Source organism: Ruminobacter sp. RM87, assembly GCF_000701925.1.
Lineage (GTDB): Bacteria > Pseudomonadota > Gammaproteobacteria > Enterobacterales > Succinivibrionaceae > Ruminobacter > Ruminobacter amylophilus.
The window spans coordinates 1-17,664 of sequence record NZ_JNKD01000029.1 but is presented as its reverse complement, the minus strand read 5'-3'; the positions used below and the strand labels follow the sequence as shown (position 1 = coordinate 17,664).

10 protein-coding genes are annotated in these 17,664 nt (G+C 46.8%); 7 read left to right on the top strand and 3 right to left on the bottom strand.

Features of this window, described 5'->3' with window-relative positions:
- The first annotated feature begins 20 nt into the window (after nt 1-20).
- The 4 genes from T489_RS0106885 to T489_RS0106865 all read left to right on the top strand — a co-directional run bounded on the left by T489_RS0106885 (nt 21) and on the right by T489_RS0106865 (nt 6,853).
- Nucleotides 21-518, top strand: a complete 498-nt coding sequence (locus T489_RS0106885) for an Lrp/AsnC family transcriptional regulator (protein ID WP_051621868.1) — start codon at nt 21-23, stop codon at nt 516-518.
- A 317-nt stretch (nt 519-835) separates the two neighbouring features.
- Nucleotides 836-4,546, top strand: a complete 3,711-nt coding sequence (locus tag T489_RS14260; RefSeq protein ID WP_051621867.1) for a DNA translocase FtsK — start codon at nt 836-838, stop codon at nt 4,544-4,546.
- 302 nt (nt 4,547-4,848) lie between these two features.
- The gene (gene lolA, locus T489_RS0106870) at nt 4,849-5,472 is read left to right on the top strand and encodes an outer membrane lipoprotein periplasmic chaperone LolA (RefSeq protein WP_031579328.1); all 624 of its coding nucleotides are present in this window, start codon (nt 4,849-4,851) and stop codon (nt 5,470-5,472) included.
- A complete protein-coding gene (locus T489_RS0106865) occupies nt 5,453-6,853 on the top strand; it encodes a replication-associated recombination protein A (RefSeq protein ID WP_084155445.1) in 1,401 nt (466 codons plus the stop codon). Before lolA ends, T489_RS0106865 begins: the two co-directional genes overlap by 20 nt.
- 365 nt (nt 6,854-7,218) lie before the next feature.
- Here the strand turns inward: T489_RS0106865 and T489_RS13580 are convergent, their stop codons facing one another.
- Complete coding sequence (locus tag T489_RS13580; protein ID WP_037319089.1) at nt 7,219-9,687, bottom strand: PKD domain-containing protein; 2,469 nt, start codon at nt 9,685-9,687, stop codon at nt 7,219-7,221.
- Nucleotides 9,688-10,170: 483 nt separating this feature from the next.
- Nucleotides 10,171-10,974: an inositol-1-monophosphatase gene (gene suhB, locus T489_RS0106850; RefSeq protein ID WP_031579323.1), complete on the bottom strand. Its 804-nt coding sequence runs from the start codon at nt 10,972-10,974 to the stop codon at nt 10,171-10,173.
- A 474-nt stretch (nt 10,975-11,448) separates the two neighbouring features.
- Between suhB and T489_RS0106845 the strand changes: the two genes are divergently transcribed.
- From T489_RS0106845 to T489_RS0106835, 3 genes are all read left to right on the top strand, one after another.
- Nucleotides 11,449-12,129: a UPF0149 family protein gene (locus T489_RS0106845; protein ID WP_031579322.1), complete on the top strand. Its 681-nt coding sequence runs from the start codon at nt 11,449-11,451 to the stop codon at nt 12,127-12,129.
- A gap of 429 nt (nt 12,130-12,558) precedes the next feature.
- Nucleotides 12,559-14,208 carry a phosphoglucomutase (alpha-D-glucose-1,6-bisphosphate-dependent) gene (gene pgm, locus T489_RS0106840; protein WP_031579321.1) on the top strand — a complete coding sequence of 550 codons (1,650 nt, stop codon included), beginning with the start codon at nt 12,559-12,561 and terminating at the stop codon, nt 14,206-14,208.
- A 557-nt stretch (nt 14,209-14,765) separates the two neighbouring features.
- Nucleotides 14,766-17,288 (top strand): glycogen/starch/alpha-glucan phosphorylase, encoded by a 2,523-nt coding sequence (locus T489_RS0106835; RefSeq protein ID WP_084155443.1) that lies wholly within the window; start codon nt 14,766-14,768, stop codon nt 17,286-17,288.
- Nucleotides 17,289-17,400: 112 nt separating this feature from the next.
- Here T489_RS0106835 and T489_RS15195 read toward each other — a convergent pair.
- Nucleotides 17,401-17,664, bottom strand: a 264-nt coding sequence (locus T489_RS15195) for a hypothetical protein (protein WP_031578136.1), incomplete at its 5' end; no start/stop codon positions are given.

Genomic DNA, 17,664 nt, shown 5'->3' with positions numbered 1-17,664 from the left:
CCGCGGCAGGCAGGTGGCATATGGACAAAAACATGGATTCAGTCAGGGGACTTGATTTCGGACGCGGCGGCAGGCATGTCAAGGCGCCGGATGAAACGGATCTGAAAATACTCAGTGAACTGCGGAACAACGGCCGCATTTCCAATGTTGATCTTTCCAAAAAGATAGGTCTGAGTCCGACCCCCTGTCTTGAGCGTGTCCGTTCCCTGGAGAATTCCGGATACATTACGGGCTACACCGCCAAACTCAACTACAGTCTTCTGGGACAGTCGGTTCTTTTTCTGGTGATGGTTAAATTCGACAGGCGTGTTCCGGGAGCCGTGGAATCCTTCAGAAGTTTTGTGAACGGTAATTCGCGGATTTTCGGATGCATGTTCATCACCGGAGCCTTTGACTGCGTTCTGAAGGTCAGGGTAGGGGACGTGGATGAATACAGCGGATTTCTGCGTTCGGAACTCTCCGCCCAGCCGGGGATAGCCGAAATTCAGTCTTCGGTGGTTCTCGACAGCATTGAATAACCGCTTCCTGTCATGATGCCTGAAGGAAATCCTCTGATTCTTTCAGGCATTTTTGTTTTTTATGCTCTTTTTCGGCAATTTTGTGCTGTTTATTTTGTGTTCAGTTTCTTGATTTTGTGACGTGAATCTTAAAAATAAGACCGGTGTTCCGGCCTGATCTGAAAAGTCAGTCTTAAATTCAATCGAATTATATATTCAAAATTGTTATATATCGTTTATTCATTTATAATTACCGTGGTTTAATGTTTTTTACTGATATATTGCATGTTGTGTTTCTGATATTTCTTATAAGAATTCAGATTTAAAGGTGGTGTATTTTGTTTTCTAGCGGTAATAATCCAGATACCTTATCCAAAGGTATATTAAAGGAAATTATCTTTATACTCCTTCTGTTTTTATTTATTCTTTTACTGTGTGCGTTGCTCAGTCATAATCCTGACGACAACAACTGGAGTCCGGATATCGCCAACCATACCCGCATCAGTAATGCCATGGGCTATTTCGGAGCCAGGGTTTCCGAAACCATGTTCCAGTGGTTCGGCAAATGTGCCTATATTCTGCCGTTCCTCATGCTTTACGTAGGCAATATTCTGCTTGCCAGAGGGCAGAGCATTCTCAGATACAATTTCGGCATTGCCGGAGTGCGTATTCTCGGACTCAATCTGGTGATTGTTTCCCTGTGTTCACTTGCCACCAAGGTATCTTTTTTGGAAGGTGACGATTTTGCAGGGGGAGGGCAGCTGGGCGTAATCTGCTTCGATCAGCTTTATGCCATGATGGGCTATAACGGTGCCATTCTCATGTACATAGTGCTCCTTATCATCGGTATAATCTGCGCCACCGGCTGGTCACTGTCAGCCATCTGCGGTGCCGTGGGAGCCATTGTGCTGGCCGTATTTGATTTCCGCAACAGCATGGCCTACCTCGGAGAGCTCTTCAGAGGAGGCGGCAACGGTCGTTCAGGCAGTGCCGACGGTTTATATTCCGACGAGGATGAGGAAAACTACGACGGCAATATTTCCTTTAATCTGGTTGATGAGGATTCAGGAAAGGACAGTATCGAGGTTCCTGAAGAGCTTATGGCTCAGTCTGAGACCCACGAAAAGACTTCTGATCCTGCAGTCGCACCTGAGCAGGCACCTGTGGCGGATACAGCCGCACCGGCAGATGACGGCATCACCGTTCCAGATGATCTGGTGGACTTCTCTAAGCCTAACATCGCACCGAGGAGTGATGATCTGTCAATTCCGGGACTCGGCTCCGCCAATCCTGACATCCAGCGTCAGGCTCCTGCTCAGGCAAAGACTCAGCCGCTGAATGACGGTGACAGAATCGAACCTACTCTGGATCTTTCAGCCGTAGACGGTCTGGTTTCTTCCGGAAACGGGGTTTCATCATCATCTCCTGCCGAAGACAGCGGCGGGGCAACCTTTGCCGCCTCTCATCCTGACATGGCTGCGGCCGCTTCCGCTTCAGTAATTCCCGAAGTGGCAAGAAGCATGGCCGGTGACGTGCCTGCCGATTTCAAATCAGCATCACTGCCTCCTTCAGCTCCTGCTCCGGAACCTCAGGTTCAGACCGGTACCGGCAGGTTCTCAGCCTATGCCGCTCCGGGACCTTCACCAATCAGGACTCCGGAAAGGGTGACTCCTCCTGCCGACGGCGTGCTCAGAACCGCACAGGGCGAGCCTACCACTCTCGGCGAACCGGTAAAATATGCCAGCTCCTACGTTCTTCCTCCTCACGGTCAGGAAAACGCCGCTGACACAGCTCCGGGAAAAACAGCCGGAATCGTTAATGAAGAGGCTCCGGCAAATCTCAGTGCCGCTGACGTGAATCTTGAAGCCTCCACCGACAGGGATGCCTCTTTAACCAATCTCAATCCTGACGGTGCCGGCAGCTTTGTCATCAAGAATGATGAGGCCGCTGAAAGACATCCTGAAATCACCTCCCGTCCGCAGCCTGAAAAATCAGGTTTTGAACGTGTTGAACCTCATTTCAGCGGTTTTGACGGTGAACATGCCGGCCGCTCACTCGGAGAAGCGGTACATGAAGCATCCTCAGGCTACAATCCTTATGCAGACGAGGAAAGAGCTGCATTCGGCGGCAGCCGCGGTGACGATGCCGATTACAGAACTGAAGAATTTCTGAGAGCAGTCGGTGAAAACGGCATGTCTCCGTATGCCGGCAGCTTTAACGACAGGGAAGCCGCTTCAGGCAACATAATTGATTTTGCAACCATTCAGCACAGCCCTGAAGGTCTTGAACCGATTCCTGCCGGCTTTACCATCGTGAACAGGCCGAACGCCGGTGAGAATTACGGCGCGTCTTCAGCACCTGCAGCCGCTTCGCAGAACAGGGACACCGAAAGAAACGGTGACGGCGCCAGATTCGTAAGCCATGACGATCTTCCTGATGCCATCAGATATAAGTCAGGTCATTATGAATATGACAGCGGCGAAGAGCTTTCAACTTTCCCAAGCACGGCGATTTTCAAGGCTCCTACCGCTCAGAAGGCCACCAGGGAAGCAGATATTCAGGCTATGATTACCAGACTGGACAACGCTTTTGAACAGTATCGCATTGAAGCTCACGTGGCTGAAGAAACAGTAGTGGACCAGTACGGTCAGAGCAAGAGAGTCAAGCTTTACAAGACCGGTCCGGTAGTAACCCGCTTCTTCATTGACCTGGGCACTACCCCGCTTAACAAGATTCAGCGTGTGAGTCAGGATCTCGCCAGAAGTCTGCTGGTTCCGTCCGCCCGCGTGATTCCTACCATTCCCGGAACCGCTTATGTGGGTATTGAAATTCCGAACAGCGATCGTCACACCGTAAACATGAGAGAACTTCTTGAATCAGAAGTGTTCAGAAAAGCCAAGGGTAATCTTACCGTATGTCTCGGCAAGGACGTTGAAGGCAATCCTGTGCTTTACGATCTGACCAAGGCTCCGCATCTTCTGGTTGCGGGTACAACAGGTTCAGGTAAGTCAGTAGGTATCAACACCATGCTGGTTTCCCTGTTGATGAAGCTTACCCCGGATAAGCTCAGACTTATCATGGTTGACCCTAAGATTCTGGAATTTTCCGTATACCGTGACATTCCGCATCTGCTCACTCCTATCATTACCGACATGTCCAAGGTTATGGGCGTGCTGAAGTGGGCCTGTGACGAAATGGATCACCGTTACATGCTTCTTGAAAGAATCGGTGTGCGCGCCATTGACAACTACAATGAAATCATCCGCAGCAACATCGCCAGGGGCGTGGTTCTGAAGGACCCTACCTGGAAGCCTTCAGACAGCATGGACATGGAAGCTCCGGCACTTAAGCCTCTGCCTTACATCCTCATCGTTATCGATGAATTCGCCGACCTGATTATGCAGAAGGCAAAGCAGAGAGGTGAGCTTGAAAGTCTGGTTGCCCGTCTGGCTCAGAAGGCGAGAGCCTGCGGTATCCATCTTATCCTTGCCACACAGTCTCCTAGAAAGGAAGTTATTACCGGTATCATCAAGAGTAACTTCCCAAGCCAGATTTCCTTCAAGGTTAAGTCATCAATGGAATCACGCATCATCATTGATGAAATCGGTGCTGAATCACTTCTCGGCCGCGGTGACATGCTGATTAAGTTCAATGACGGTACCAACGTTACCAAGCGTGCTCACGGCGCCTTCATCTCCGATGAGGAGGTAAACGCGTTTGCCGATGCATGGCGTGCGCGCGGCAAGCCTGAGTATGTCGACATGATCAGCAACTACGGCGAGGAAGAAGACATGTCCGGTGCCGCCGGTTCCGTCGGTTCCGCTTCATCTTCTTCATCAGCAAGCGATAATGCCATGTATGACAGTGTCGTTGAATTCTGCGGTGAACTCAAGAGAGCCAACAAGAACTTCAGCGTATCGGTTATTCAGCGTCATTTCGCCATAGGTTACAACCGTGCCAGCCGCATCGCCGACAGACTGGAGGAAAACGGCATTATTTCCGCACCTATAGGCAAGACCGGTATCAGAGAAATCCTTGTTGATTTCTAACGGACCGTAAACGATTATCCGATATATCCTACAGAGCCCCGCAGTTGCGGGGCTTTTTTGCAGGAGCGGCAAATGCAGGGATCTTAACCTTCTTCGTCCTGTACGGCAGTGCGGTTTAAATATGTACAGATGTCGGATATACATGCATGAGTGCATGTATATTGTGAACTTTCGGCATGGACAAGCGGTCTATATCACTGCGTGCGGTTGTTTCGTCTTCGTCTGAACCTGCTGTTAAAACAATTGCAACGGGCTCAAAAAATTTTTATCATATTGGCATCTGTAAATCAGGATTGATGAATATGGTTAAACACTTAAAATATATTCTGGGTGCGGCTCTGGTACTGGGGCTGACTTCAGAAGCTGTCGCAGGTGACAGAGAAGTTCTTCATAAGATGATTTTTGAGAAAAAATCATTAAGCGTCAACTTTGCGCAGACCGTTTTTTCTGCCGACAACAAGGTGCTGCAGGAACAGAGCGGCCAGCTTTTTCTCCTGAGACCTAATTATTTCAGAATGGATACCGTGGAACCGGATGCAAGCACCATTGTGGCGGACGGAAGCGATGTTTACAGCTATGACGAAATGCTGGAACAGGTAACCATCTACAGTTTCCGTCAGCAGCTTGACAGATCTCCTCTGATGCTGGTCATTTCAGACGATGAATCACTCTGGAATGAATACAGTGTGACCCGCGGATCAATGGACAGCTTCACCGTGATGCCGAAGAATCAGAATGCAAACGTGAAATCAATGTCTCTGAGCTTCGGGCAGGACAACGGGCTTAAGGAACTGAGATTTGTGGAAAACGACGGTAAATACAGTATCTACAATTTCACTCCGATTAAGGATTCCGAACTTACGCCGTCTGATTTCAAATACGCCATTCCGGAAGGAGTAACCGTAGATGATCAACGGTCAAAGTGATCTCTTTGAAGAGGACGCCAGAGCAAAGGGCAGCAGATTCAGGGAAGAACATGAACCGCTGGCCGCCAGAATGCGTCCCCGTACCATTGAGGATTTCATAGGACAGGATGATATTCTTGGAGTTGACAGCATTCTCAGAAGAGATCTGGCCGCCGGCCGCTGTTCATCCATGATTCTGTGGGGACCTCCGGGTGTCGGTAAAACCACGCTTGCGGAAATATTCGCGGGGGCTGTCAACGCCAGGGTGGAACGTCTGAGTGCGGTAACCTCCGGCGTGAAGGAGATTCGTGCCGCCATTGAAAAGGCTGAGCATAATCTTTCCAACGGCTACAGAACCGTTCTGTTTGTGGATGAGGTGCACCGTTTCAATAAATCACAGCAGGACGCCTTCCTGCCGTTCATCGAGAACGGCACGATTATCTTTATCGGCGCCACAACTGAAAATCCGTCCTTTGAGCTTAACAGCGCCATTCTTTCAAGAGCCAGGGTTTACGTGCTCAGGTCTCTTTCCAAAGGCGATATCGAAAAGATCATCATGAGGGCGGTTTTAAGTCCGGCAGGACTTAAGAACGACAACGTGGTTTTTGAGCAGGGGGCACTGGATGCCATTGCCGTAATGTCCGGCGGTGACGCGAGACGTGCTCTCAACATTCTTGAAATTGCCGCCGGTTCGGCAGTTCCTGACAAGGAGAATCAGAAGGTCATAACCATGAGGATTCTCTCTTCAATCGGCAGTGAGAAGATTTCAAGATATGATAAGAAAGGTGATGACTACTACGATTTAATCAGTGCCTTTCATAAATCGGTAAGAGGTTCAAGCCCGCAGGCCGCACTTTACTGGTTTGCCAGAATCGTGGCAGGCGGCGGAGACCCTCTGTATGTGGCCAGACGACTGGTTGCAATTGCTTCAGAGGACATCGGCAGTGCGGATCCTCACGCCATGGGCATAGTTCTTTCCGCCTGGGACTGCTACGAAAGAGTGGGCAGGGCCGAAGGTGAAAGGGCCATAGCCGAAGCTGCCGTGTACTGTGCGGTGGCTCCGAAAAGCAATGCTCTGTATACCGCATGGAACAGCGTGCTGAAATTCGTGAAGGAAAATCCTGATTACGATGTTCCGATTTATCTGAGAAATGCTCCGACCAAACTTATGGAAAATCTCGGATATCATCAGGGATACCGGTATGCGCATGACGAACCGGGAGCATATGCCGCCGGGGAGTGTTTCCTTCCTCCTGAAATAAGACACATGGAATGGTACGTGCCCAACGACCGCGGTTATGAGCAGTATATTCAGAAAAAAATCAGCTATCTGAAAGAACGTGACAGGACTTCAGACAATAAGCGTTATCCTGAGGATTTTGCTGAAAATTCCGGTAAGTGATGCTGTTTATGCAGGGAGAAAGCGGGCGACTGCCCGCTTTTTCCATATTATGAGCTTTCAGTTTCTGCGGGATTCTGCGGAAACGGACAACAGCCGGAATTCAACCGGAAAACTTCCGTTAAAAGTTATTAAAGTCTTAAGAATCAGTGAACGCTGATTACGGAAAACCGCATGAAAAGACTGTCGCGGACGGGATTTTATGAGAATTCCAGATTATTCGGAATGACCTGAACTGAAGAATAAATGCCGGTGATTCGGCATATCCGGATACTTATGTTCAGGACACTGATTTTCCGATAAAAGATAATCAGTGTCCGACGTTTTCCGGTCAGGTGGTTTGACCGGAAAACTTTTATAACCTCCTGTTACTGTGCGTTTTCGAATGAGTAGCTCATGTCAGCATCTTTTACCTTTAAGGTATAGATACCTGAGAGAGAAGTATATTCGTCACCTGTGGTGGAAGTGTTTACGGTGAGCTGTCCGGCAACTCCTGATGAACCGTAAATGGTGCTTCCGCTCCATGAACAGCCGTCCACAACCTTGAATCTCTGGCTGGCTGAACCGTCAAGATTTACGGTGACTGTCCAGTAGCCGGTTGATTCGTTGTAGGTCATCTGGTCAAATGTCCAGCTGTTTGAGGTACCTGCATAGCAGAGACTTCCCCTGGTCTGGTCGATTACGGTTCTGTCGTTAACGGTAACTGACTGTGATACGGTGCGACTTGCAGCGCCCTTGGCGTCGGTTACGGTAAGAGCGATTACATAGGTACCGGCTTCATCGTAGGTTACTGAAGGATTCTTTTCAGTTGATGAGGTGCCGTTGCCGAAATTCCAGTAGTGGGTCAGAGCATCATTTTCCGCATCGGTTGAAGCATCGGTCAGGGATACTGAAAGCTTGTCAGCTTCGTAGGTGAAGGCTGCTACAGGTGCGGTATTGTCCAGCTTGTCCATAACATAGGTCATGTCTGAATCTCTGATTCTCAGAGCATAGTTTCCGGTAAGTGAGGTATATTCGTCACCGGTGGTTGAGGTATTTACGGCAAGCTGTCCCTGATTGCCTGATGAACCGTATACGGTACCGCCCCATGAGCAGTGTTCGGCAACCTTGAAGCGCTGGTTTGCTGAACCGTCAAGACTTACGTTGAGGTTCCAGTAACCGGTTCTGACGTCATACTTCATCTTTTCAAGAACCCATGAGTTAGAGGTGCCGGCATAGCAGAGATTTATTCTGGTGTTCTGAGTGCCGCTGAGACATTCGGAAGCATCAGGATTCAGCTGACAGTAGCAGTATTCATCTGATGAATTCGCCTGACAGTAAGATAGACAGTAGCCGTTAACGTCAGTGGTTTCATTCTTGCAGAGGCATTCGGTGCCGGTAGGGTTGGAATCGCACGGATCAGGAACCTTGCCACACCACTGTTCGTCGCTGCAGATGGCCATGGCGGACTTTGCAGGAATGGTCAGGGTAACGGTGCCTGAGGTTACGGAAACGTCGGATCCGCAAGGTGTGTTCTTAGGATCGTAGGTTCCGAGAATATCACAGTAGGTACCGTCAGACATTGAGACGTTGAAGGTACGGGTTACGGAAGAAGATGAGGTGTTCATGGCGTAGAAGCCCTTGGCACCGCGGTTGAACCAGAGTACGCCGTCATCATACCCCTGTGAGGTTACGGCTTCGCCTCTGGTGGCTCTGGCAAATCTAGGAGCATTGAGCACGTACGGTACACGGTGCTGACACAGCCAGCCGCCTTCACAGCGTGCGGCGCTTAAAGGACCGCCCTGGTCGTGATAGGTGAAGGAGTAACCGGAATAAACCTGTCTTACGGTACCTACAGGCCATACGGACATCCATGACTGTGCCAGATGGTAGTTCACGTTGTTCTGAGTGCCCATGGAGCAGGTTCCCGCAGAACATCGACCGGCTTCATTGTCGTGATTGTTTACGAATACTTCGGCATTGCTTCCGAGATAGGTGGACAGACTGAGCGCTTCGCCGTAATTGCCGTCACCGAAAGCGGAGGCAATCTGTCTTACGTAATCGAAGTCGGTCACCACGGCATTGTTTATATAGGTGTATTTCTCCGGCTGAATGTCCGCTGCTTCGCCGTCTGCTCCTATAACCTCAAGGTATGCAGGAGGGCGCTTGCCGGTGATATTGGCAGTCTTGGCAAGTATGGACTCAATGTCGGTGTATCCCATGTGCTTGGCGGCATCGATGCGGAAACCGTTGATTCCCATATTCATCAGATTAGCCAGGTAGTAGGCGATTTTGGTCTGGGTTGAATCTCTGTCGGTAGCGTGGTCAGGAAGGCCGTTGAGAGCACAGTAACGTACCTGTCCTGCGTCGGCGTAGGTGGTAATGGCACATCCGGTATGGAAGTCGCTTGAATCAAAGCCGTCGGCATAGCTGTATTCCGTGTAGTAGCTGCCGCCGATACCGGTGCCTGAACCGCCACCTCTCTGGTTGAGAACAGCGTCGGCAAAAACCTTCACTCCGGCATCGTTACAGGCCTTGATCATGGCTCTGAGCTCGGATTCATTACCTTCCATGGTTGTGTAGTTGTAAAAGTTGACTGGCTGATAGATTGCCCACCATACGTCGTTGCGGTTTATGTGTTCTGCAGGCTGGGAAATCTGCACCCCGTCAAAACCGCCCGGCCCGAGATATTCAGTACATTCCCTGGCAATGTTGTTGTAGGTCCACTGGAACGGGTGAACGATAACCATTTCCTGTTCGTAGGACTCGGCATTGGCACTGGAGGCTGACATGGCGGTTACCATGGTTGAAATAGCAAGGGCCAGCATTTTAAGCTTGTTAGAATTTTTAAAGTTCATTATCCATTTTCCTTCTGAATTGGGTAATTATTTTTCATGCATGGAATGTTGACATTCCTTATGTTTTGTTTTTATGTTGATTTCTTCACTTTTTATATTAAGTGTTTTTAATGTTTTTTTATAATTATTGTATAGAGAATGATAGCATAAAACGTTTTCAGAAATTTTAAGACGATCACGTTTTAACTTTTTGTCTTCACACAGGATTTACAATGAAACGCATAAAATTTAACAGCTGTATCGGTCTGTTTATTGTGTGGTAACGTTTGCAGAGGAATTTGAAAAAGACAGAAATATGGATAACTGTTCACAAATGACAGGAATTTTTTAGCAGAAATTTGACGAAGTTCAAAAAAAGATAAACAAAAAGTTCGGCATGATAGATACCGAACTTTTATATAAAAAATATCGAATAATTAGTTTTATATACAGTATGAATAAATCATTAGACTTTGTATATATTTTATATAATCTGATTGTATGTTACTTGATGTTCTGCTTTTCGGCTACAGGCATGATTTCCTTGAGAAGAGCCTGAACGATGCGCGGATTACCGCAGACAATGTTGCCTGAGTTGTAGATGTTTTCGCCACCGCAGAAATCGGTAACAATGGCACCCGCTTCACGGCAGATAAGTTCGCCTGCGCAGAAGTCCCAAGGCTTCAGACATAATTCAAAGTAACCGTCAAGACGACCGGCTGCCACATAGGCAAGGTCAAGGCTGGCGGTACCGGCTCTTCTGATGTCGGCACACTTGTTGAATACGTTTGACAGCATCTGCTTGTATGAAACCAGATAGTTGCGGTTGCGGTGAGGGAATGAGGTTGCAATGATGGTACCGTCAAGGGTCTTTGCCTGAGCGGTACGGATACGGCGGCCGTTGAGCTGTGCGCCGTCGCCTTTTGAAGCGGTGAACAATTCATTTCTGATTGGATCAAAAACCACGGCAACTGTGGTAACGTCCTTGATGCGCAGACCGATTGATACTGCAACATGAGGAATACCCTTTACAAAGTTGGTGGTACCGTCAATAGGGTCAATGATCCAAACGTGATCTGATTCAGGGTTGCCTTCGGTGCCGAATTCTTCACCCTTAACGCAGTGTTTAGGGTAGCTCTTTAATAAAACTTCCTTAATAACCTTTTCGCATTCGCGGTCAATATTGGTTACCAGATCGTTCTTGTTCTTTTCTTCAGCTGAAACGTTCTGATGATCTTCAAAGTTTAATGATATAACGTTACCTGCGGCACGTGCAGCACGAACTGCAATGTTCAACATTGGATGCATATGTATCTGACTCTATTGTTTGGTTAAAGATCCTGCGGTTTACGCGACACCGACATTATACTTTTTTGTGAGATGATTCGCAATAATTTAGAAAAATCATTTTAAACAGTTTCTGCTTAATTAGGCAGAGGACGGCAGGTTTTCTTTAAGAAATTTCAGGAACCTGAATTATCTGACGTGTTCCTTTGAATGACTGTCAGGAGAATGGACCGGCTCTGACTTTCCCGTGAGGCGGAAGGTTTACTGATTTTCTTTGTCAGGCTCCGTGACGGTGTCGATTTCCGGAAATCTTTCCTCTGCAGGTCACGAAAAAACTCAGGATAATGTCAAATTGTGATAAGATACCCGGTGTTTTTCTGATTAAAGACGGTATCGGAAAGTCCCGGCAGCCTGCGGACTGCAGGAATGTTTTTTTCGGCGGATATTCCGGTGCGGTTTTACAGGTATTGTTGTCTATATGGAGGAAGCTACGGCATGACAGCCAAGTATGATTATGTGGCTTTGAAGAATGATCTTGATAAATCAGGTCATCCGGTCAGCCCTGCAGAGGTTTACGGCTTTATTTTAGGATTCATCTGCGGCGGCGGAAATCTTAAGAACACTTCTAAAAGCGGAAATTTCAAAAAGGTTCTGGAGCAGTTCGTGTTCAGTGACATGTCAATTGACGGCAGTCTGTTCAACTCTTTAAATACCCTGGCATCCGAGACTCTTGAAGAGCTTCTTGGCGGTGAAGGCTTCCATGTTCTGGTTCCGGATGATGACGAAAAGATTGAAACCAGAATGGCATACATAAGGGATCTGGCATGCACTTTCATGCCGGGACTCTCCGTAACCCAGAAGCAGCTGAACCATCTGAGCAAGGATCTTAACGAGTTTATCCATGATCTTGTTGACATCAGCAGAATGGACGTGGCTGAACCCAATGCCGCGGAGTCTGACGATGCCATAGAGGAAGACATGCTGGTTCTTACCGATCATGTGGGAGTAGGGGCGCAGATCTGTTTTGAGGAATGTGCGGCCAGACTTTATCCGAAGGCGGCCGGAGACTTCATTACGGAAGACGAGGGGGCACCGGTAAAGCTTTCCGCTGAACGTGAAGAAGCGCATGCCCGTGAACAGAACTACTGGGAAAACAAAGCCAAAGGTGATGAATAACAGACATCAGGTTCTGCCGGAATCAGTTCAGGTGAGCTGACAGAGGAAGGCTTTGGAGAAAACATTCAAAAAGAAGATCATGCAGAGGCATGATCTTCTTTTTTATTGTCCTGCCTGAGTGCAGCGGAGATGTTTTTTACGATCCCCGGAAATAAAATTTTTATATTTCGCCTAAAATGTGATATATTGCACGATTATAGAGTGACTTTAATTTAGCGTGGTGAAAATATTTTCACGGCATAAGTTAAGGTTTCGGCAGTAAATGTTTAATTATATTGATATTTTTTAATCATATAATGGCGTAATCAGGAACAGATAAAGAACATATCTTGCGTTTGTTTCCGATATTTCGCATTTTAAGGTAACTGCCGGATAGTATTTTATATATAAGTTTATATAAGTTCTGAAATTTTTATTTAAGGATTTGATATGGCACTGAATCCAAACGCCGGTAAACCAGCCAGACTGGAAGATCTTACTAACATCCCTCGTTTAATGGCATCATACTATGCTAACAAGCCTGACATGAGCAAGCCTGAACAGAGAGTAGCTTTCGGTACTTCAGGTCACCGTGGCAGTTCTTTAACTTCTGCTTTTACTGAATCACATATCCTTGCAATCAGCCAGGCTATTGTTGAATACCGTAACAGGGAAGGTGTGACCGGTCCTATTTTCGTAGGTATGGATACCCATGCTTTATCTGAAGCTGCTCTTATCACCGCAGTTGAAGTTCTGGCAGCAAACGGCTGTCAGGTAAGACTTGAAAAGGACTTCGGATATACTCCGACTCCTGTAGTTTCTCACAGCATCCTTACCTATAATGAAGGCAGAACCTCTGATCTCGCAGACGGTATCGTAATCACTCCTTCACACAATCCTCCAACCGACGGCGGTTTTAAGTACAACCCTACCAACGGCGGTCCTGCCGACACCACCATTACCAAGTGGGTTGAAAACCGCGCCAACGAAATTCTGGAAAACGGTCTTAAGGAAGTAAAGAGAGTTGACTTCCAGAAGGCTCTTACCCTGGACAATGTTCAGCAGGTTGACATGAGACAGCCATATGTTGACGATCTCATCAACATTATCGATATCGAAGCCATCAAGAAGGCCGGTATCAAGATCGGTGTTGATCCGTTAGGCGGTTCAGGCGTTTATTACTGGGACGTTATCGCAAAGACCTACGGTCTCAATATCGAAGTTGTAAACTATAAGGTTGATCCTACTTTCAGCTTCATGACTCTTGACCGTGACGGCAAGATTCGTATGGACTGCTCAAGCCCGTACGCAATGGCAAGCTTAATCAGCCACAAGGATCGTTTCGACATTGCCGTTGCCAATGACCCTGACTACGACAGACACGGTATCGTATGCAAGAGCGGTCTGATGAATCCTAACCACTACCTCGCCGTAGCCATCCAGTACCTCTTCACTCACCGTGAAGGCTGGAGCAAGGATGCCGCTGTAGGCAAGACTCTGGTTTCTTCTTCAATCATCGACAGAGTTGTTAAGGGCATTGGTCGCGATCTTAAGGAAGTTCCGGTAGGATTCAAGTGGTTCGTGGACGGTCTTTATACCGGTACCTACGGTTTCGGCGGTGAAGAATCTGCAGGCGCATCATTCCTCCGTAAGAACGGCAAGGTATGGACTACCGACAAGGACGGTATCATCATGTGTCTCCTGGCTGCTGAAATTCTTGCCGTAACCGGTAAGGATCCTCAGACCCTCTACAACGAAATCAAGGCCAAGTACGGCGATCCTATCTACAACCGTGTTGACGCTCCTGCCAATACTCAGCAGAAGGCAGTGCTTTCAAAGCTTGATCCTGCTCTGGTTGAAGCTTCAACTCTCGCAGGTGAACCAATCATTGCCAAGCTGACTGCAGCTCCCGGCAACGGTGCAGCCATCGGCGGCTTAAAGGTTGTAACCGAAAACGGCTGGTTTGCTGCCAGACCAAGCGGTACTGAATCAATCTACAAGATCTACATGGAAAGCTTCAAGAGTGAAGAACACTTAAAGCAGATCCAGAAGGAAGCTCAGGAAATCGTTTCAGCTGCTCTTGCAAAAGCAGGCGTATAATTTTAGAAAGGGCGGACATTCCGCCTGTTAAACAGGATAAGACGCGGTTCATCAGTCTGAACCGCGTCTTTTTTTTAGGAATCTTCAATAATAAGGAAGAGGTGAACCGTTTCTGAATTTACGATCCCGGAATTGTACACTGAGTGTCACTTTTGCGCACAATACGATACCGCTCATTAATGAGGATACTATAATGACCTCATTCTGAGCCGTTATGACGGTTCGGTTCACGACGGAAGAAGTGAAATATTATGGTCTGATTCGGTTGATCGGGTGGGGTAAATCAAAAATGTGATGTAAATCACGTTATTTTAATTGTTAAAAAAGTTTGAAAATTGCGAATGGAAAAAATGAGTTTGAAAACATTTTCTTTTTAAAAATTTTGATACATAATCCACATATTTATACTAAAATTGATTTAGATCAAAAAATGCTAGTCATTCATTAGCTAACATACATATCGTGGTTATATTTATACGATATGGTCGTGATTTCTTATATCTTATAGATGTAAATTGGAGCTCGGTTAATTTCGAGTAGAATAGGAATAGTAATTTATGGCAAATAAAAAGGCAGCAAACGCTGCATCTGCATCATCATTTGATTCAGCATCTTTGAATTATACCAAGGAAGATTTTAAGGCTAAGATTGTTCATCACCTTCACTCTACCCTTGGCACCAGCGAAAACAAGGCTACTAAACAGTCATGGTGGAAGGCTACCTGTGCAGCTGTTAACGAACTGGTTTACGAACGTCTTACTCAGACTCAGCAGACCCACGCAAACAAAGATACCAGAGCTGTACACTACCTCTCAGCTGAATTCTTGATGGGCCGTTTAACTGCTAACAACCTTCACAACCTTCACTTATTCAACGTATGTTCAGATGCTTTAAAGGATCTCGGCATCAATCTTACCGATTTATGCGAAGAAGAACCTGATATGGCACTGGGTAACGGTGGTTTAGGTCGTTTAGCTGCTTGCTTTATCGACTCACTCGCTACTTTAAACCTTCCTGCTTTAGGTTACGGTATTCATTACGAAAACGGTCTTTTCCGTCAGGAAATCCACAACGGCCGTCAGATCGAACGTCCTGATTCATGGCGTGAATACGGCAATCCATGGGAAATCTGCCGTCCAGAATCAATTCAGGAAGTTGCCTTAGGCGGTTATGTTGAAACTATCTACTCTGAAAAAGATGGTTCTCTCAAGAAAGTATGGCACCCAGCTCAGAAGATTAAAGGTGTGCCTTGGGATATCCCTGTAGTAGGTTACAACGGTACTACAGTAAACATTTTACGTCTGTGGGAATCAAAGGCTCCGGAATCATTCGACTGGGACGTATTCAATGCAGGCGGTTACGTTGACGCTCAGGCTGAAAAGGCAAGAGCAGAAACCATTTCCAAGGTTTTATATCCAAACGATTCTACCGAAGCCGGTAAGATCCTTCGTTTAGTTCAGCAGTACTTCTTCTCTGCATGTTCATTAAAGGATATCTTAAGACGTTACAAGCGTGCTCACACTCTTGCAAGCGGTAAGGTTGACTACTCTGAATTCGCTAACAAGATTGCCGTTCAGCTGAACGATACTCACCCAACCATCGCAATCCCAGAATTAATGAGAATTTTCGTGGATGAAGAAGGTTTAGGCTGGGAAGAAGCATGGAATATCTGCTACAAGGTATTCTCATACACCAACCACACCTTATTACCGGAAGCTCTCGAAAAGTGGCCTGTATACATCTTCGAAAGAGTATTGCCACGTCACCTCGAAATCATCTATGAAATCAACCGTCGCTTCCTCGAAGGCGAATGTGAACGCGTATTCCCAGGCAATGATTTCATCAAGGCTAAGCTTTCTCTCATTGAAGAAGGTTCAACCCGTATGGTTCGCATGGGCAACCTCTGCGTAGTTGGTTCACACAAGGTTAACGGTGTTGCCGCAATCCACTCTAAGCTCGTTAAGGAAGACTTATTCCCTGAATACGCTCAGATCTGGAACGACAAGTTCTGCAACGTAACCAACGGTGTAACTCCACGTCGCTGGATGCTTTCATGTAACCCTGAACTTGCTAAGCTCTACACTGAAACCTTAGGTTCAGATGAATGGGTAACCAAGCTTGACAAGTTAAAGGATCTCAAGAAGTATGCCGATAACGCTGACTTCCAGAAGAAGTTCATGGCTATCAAGCACGCTAACAAGGTTAAGCTTGCTGCCGTAATCAAGGCTGAAACCGGCATCGAAGTTGATCCTAATGCCTTATTCGACATTCAGATCAAGCGTTTACACGAGTACAAGCGTCAGCAGTTAAACTTACTGTACATCCTCGCTTTATACCGTCGTGTACTTGAAAACCCAGATCTCGAAATGACTCCACACGTATTCATTTTCGGTTCTAAGGCTGCTCCTGGCTACAAGATGGCTAAGGACATCATCTACGCTATCAACAAGGTTGGCGAACGCATTAACAACGATGCTCGCATCAAGGGCAAGATCAAGGTTGTATTCATGCCTAACTACCGTGTATCTTTAGCTGAAAAGTTAATCCCTGCAGCTGATGTTTCACAGCAGATTTCTACTGCAGGTTACGAAGCTTCCGGTACCGGTAACATGAAGCTCGCCATGAATGGTGCTATTACTCTTGGTACCATGGACGGCGCTAACATCGAAATCGTTGAAGAAGCAGGTGAAGAAAACAACGCTATTTTCGGTCTCTCAGTTGATGAAGTTAAGTCTGTTAAGGCTAACGGCTACAATCCATGGGATTACTACAACAGAGATCACGAAATCAAGAAGGCTCTTGACTGGTTAGACAGCGACTACTTCACTCCAGGATTCCCTGGTGAATTAGCCGGCATCAAGCGTGCTTTACTTGAAGGCGGTGATACTTACCTCGCTCTTGCTGACTTCAGATCTTACTCAGACGCTCATGCACGTCTCGAAAAGATGTATGCCAACAAGAAGGGTTGGGCTAAGTCTGCAATTCTTAACTCAATCACCATGGGTAAGTTCAACTCTGACCGTTCAATCCAGGATTACGTAGATCAGGTTTGGAGTCTCGAAACCTGTTTAGTTAAGTAATCTGATTTCGGTTAAGTAACTAACTTAATATTTTGAAAACCTAAACTTTGTTGCAATTCATATGTTTAGGCGTCATAAGACCGAATTTCAAATAACATGAGGTTCGGTCTTATTATTTCTCTATTTCACTCAGGATAATATCCAATTCGTCAAAAGACTGTATGTTGTCGTCTTCGTCTGTTTCCTCTTCTTCTTTTGAGAGCTTTCCAAATATTTCCGTAGAAGGCTTAGGGATGTTCAATGCTTCCATTATTCTTCTCTGAACACCGGTTACGGGAGTGTAATAACAACCTTCCCTGAATACCGTCTGTTCGATGGAATCCAGATTTGCCAGCAGCTTGTTATCAGAATCATAAGGCATTTTCATGCCGTTGGC